This window comes from Pseudomonas sp. FH1, assembly GCF_000510895.2.
In the GTDB taxonomy this organism is placed as follows: domain Bacteria; phylum Pseudomonadota; class Gammaproteobacteria; order Pseudomonadales; family Pseudomonadaceae; genus Aquipseudomonas; species Aquipseudomonas azotoformans_A.
Window position 1 is genome coordinate 1 of record NZ_AOHM01000038.1, and the last position, 567, is coordinate 567.

Sequence of the window (567 nt, forward strand, 5' to 3'; positions counted from 1 at the left end):
GGACATCGAAAATCCCTGTATTTCTGTTTGCCAGCTGAACAGCGAACTGTGCGTTAGCTGCGGTCGCACCAAGGAAGACATCAGAAAATGGAAACGAATGAAGCGTCCAGAAAAAATGGCCGCTGTACAACGCGCGACCCTGCGTCTGAAGAGCCTTCAAAAAAAGAACTCTTAAGCCACCGTCATTTACGTTTTCTACTGTTTCAGCCGAGACAGATGTCCTGATTCGGGAAGGTACGCTGAGGGTGCAACGCCATCTCCGAACTTAACACTATCGCGATCAACTGCGCAGTGCTTGTCAGCATGCGGAGGATGGGGTCATCTCAAATTCTTATTGAGGACTGCGGTTCGGGGTTATCTGATTAGGCACAAGCATGCCTTTACGACGGCTGTTGATCGTCTTTAGCCATGGCTTGAGAATGAAATCGAAGGAGCATGTCCCGCTGCATGGTCATGAACGCTGACCATGCTGTGACGGGAGGGATGGGGTGGGATTAGTTTTGAGGGTACTCAGCAATGACCTGATCTGTGCCAGCTTTGGTCAGGCCGATTATCTGGTAGGCCTCA

At 50.6% G+C, this 567-nt stretch carries 1 protein-coding gene; it reads left to right on the forward strand.

The genetic code is table 11. The features are described 5' to 3' along the window. The coding region (locus tag H096_RS33160; protein WP_082461922.1) for a DUF1289 domain-containing protein at nucleotides 1-175 on the forward strand (175 nt) is incomplete at its 5' end. Nucleotides 176-567 lie beyond the last annotated feature (392 nt).